Source organism: Microvirga sp. P5_D2 (assembly GCF_054049475.1).
On record NZ_JBFUMH010000349.1, the window covers coordinates 1 to 1752 of the forward strand.

At 59.4% G+C, this 1752-nt stretch carries 1 protein-coding gene and 1 pseudogene; both read right to left on the minus strand.

Translation table 11 applies throughout. From position 1 onward, the window contains the following. Nucleotides 1–611: 611 nt before the first annotated feature. The gene (locus ACXJKO_RS31545; protein WP_457094941.1) at nt 612–779 is read right to left on the minus strand and encodes a hypothetical protein; all 168 of its coding nucleotides are present in this window, start codon (nt 777–779) and stop codon (nt 612–614) included. A 439-nt stretch (nt 780–1218) separates the two neighbouring features. Then, nucleotides 1219–1752, minus strand: a pseudogene (locus ACXJKO_RS31550) (IS5 family transposase); the annotation flags it as partial.

Below are 1752 nucleotides of genomic sequence, written 5' to 3' on the forward strand. Positions count from 1 at the left end.
CCTGCATCACGGCGCGGACAATCTCGCGCAGCCCGTCCGGGTTGTGGCTCAGAAGGTCCTTGATGGCAGCGGCGGCAGGTTTATCCTTGATGATGGTCATGGTGGGGCTCCTCTCGGAGTGCGTGACGTTGAACATCACCATCCTGCCATGACCGCCCCGATCAGGCGATTTGCAGAACCTTCACCACACTACTAGGCAATCGGTGTGACGCCGGGATTCCAGCCGCCGCGAGGGTAGTCTTGACCTTCAGGTGAAGGGCGCAGGCTTACACCCATGGAGAGCCGCCTATTATCTTGAGACCTGTTTGCAGCTGGCGAAACCGCGACCTCGATGCTCCGCCGTTGTTCTGGCCCAAAGAACAGGGGAACGCCCATGAGCGCCTGCAGGATACCATCTGTACAGGAACAGCTCTTCATCGCACCGAGGATGACCTCTTCCACTATGACCGGTCGAGGGCTCCCAACCCTACCGAATGTGATTTGGGCTTGTTCAGCACCGAAGCCTTGGCCCGGCACTGGGTTATCAGCCTTCGTCTGCACTGGCTGCTCAACCGGTCGCAGCCCCTCGTCTGCCCGCGCTCCGAGAGGTGGCCGACGCGTGAGCCGGAGGCCTACCGCGGCGAGCGGAACATCTCATCGGCCCAGCGGTCATAGACATGCTGGATGATGATGTAGGTCTCGTATGCTCGGTCATAACGGTAGGCTGCCGTAAGGTACTCTCTCAGGGCGTGCAGGCGCTCAAGCCGACGGGTCCACTGAGCTTGACGTTCGCGCGACATGATCCCTCTCCATTCAAAGGGATGTCAGCCATCAGTCTACGCCTTCTGGCTGAACGAACCGTGTGTCAAACGGATCATCGGAGCGGCACACTTGGATTAGCTCTTGGCTGCTCATCCCGGCCAAGGGCTTCTGGAATGTGGGACATGGCTCAAGAAGCCCGCACATGGAGCAAGCATTCGGTTCGTGTTAGTTTCAGGCAGCCGCGGCGGTGACTGGAATGGACGGATCGATGGGCAACAAGCATGACTGGCGTAGTTTGCTGTTCATCTTAATCGCGGGTCTTGTTGTCGGCTGGATCAGCGCGCAGCTGGTCAGTCTGATCCCTTCTCAAGACGTTGCGGCAGTCGAGCGGCCAAAGCTAATGCCTCGATGATGGCCCCGGCGCCCAAATTCAAAGAAAGAGCGTCCATTCGGCTGGCGCACTAGGCTCAGGACTCGTTAATTGAGGTAGAAGGCGACGGCCGCTGCGATGCAGATGGCTGAGAAGAAGGTGTGGGCGCATCGGTCATAGCGGGTCGCGATCCGGCGCCAATCTTTGAGTTTGGCGAACATGTTCTCGACCTTGTGCCGCTGCCGATACAGCGTCTTGTCATAGGCGATGGGCACCTTGCGGCTTTTAGTCGGCGGAATGCACGGCGTGATGTTCTTCTCGACAAGTGCCTCCCGGAACCAGTTGCTGTCGTAGCCTCGGTCAGCAATCAGGGTTGCGCCAGAAGGCAGCGCTCCCAAAATGAGCCGAGCGCCCTTGTGATCGCTCATCTGCCCTTCCGACAAAAGCAGGATGATCGGCTTGCCGGTACCATCGCAGACGGCATGGAGCTTGGAGTTCAGCCCGCCTTTCGTGCGCCCGATACGACGGGGAACATCCCCTTTTTAAGCAGGCTCGCCGCAGTTCGGTGTGCCTTCAGGTGGGTAGCATCGATCATGATCCGCTCGGGCTTGGGACCCTCACCCGCCAAGGCGGCGAAGATC